This is a genomic window from Pseudomonas sp. MWU12-3103b (genome assembly GCF_023100615.1).
Taxonomy (GTDB): Bacteria; Pseudomonadota; Gammaproteobacteria; order Pseudomonadales; family Pseudomonadaceae; genus Aquipseudomonas; species Aquipseudomonas putida_A.
Genome location: NZ_JALMEY010000050.1, coordinates 1 through 476, shown reverse-complemented (window position 1 = coordinate 476; position 476 = coordinate 1). Strand labels below are relative to the sequence as shown.

The 476-nt window shown below is 65.3% G+C and carries 1 protein-coding gene; it reads right to left on the bottom strand.

Translation table 11 applies throughout. The features are described 5' to 3' along the window. Window positions 1-476, bottom strand: a 476-nt coding sequence (locus M0808_RS28420) for an RHS domain-containing protein (protein WP_247843193.1), incomplete at both ends; no start/stop codon positions are given.

The following is a 476-nucleotide window of genomic DNA, read 5'->3' as shown; positions in this document are numbered from 1 at the left end:
CCCTGAAAGCGCAGCGGCTGGTCCAGGTAGTCCTCGCCCGCGAGGGTGATCGCCGACACCTTGCCGTAGGCGTCGTATTGCGCCGACCAGACGATTTCGCCGCTGTAGTCGGTGAGTTCCTGCGGGGTGCCGAGGTGGTCGAGTTGGTAGTAGAACGGGCAGGCCTTTTTCGGGCCTTTGCCGTCGAGCAGGGCCAGCGGGCGGAAGGTGCCGGGTTCGTAGACGTAGCTGCGGTGGTGGGTTTTGCTGCTCTCGGCGACGAGGTGGTCGCCTTGCCAGAAGAACTCGGTGCTGATGCCGTCGACGGTTTTGCGGATGCGCCGGCCGAAGGCGTCGTATTGGTAGGTCGCGGTTTGGCCGTCGGCGCGGGTCAGGCCGATCAGGCGGTGCTGGCAGTCGTAGCGGTATTCGGTGACGAGTTGCTGGTCGCGGCCACGGCGTTCGCGGATCAGGTTGCCGAAGGCGTCGTAGTCGTA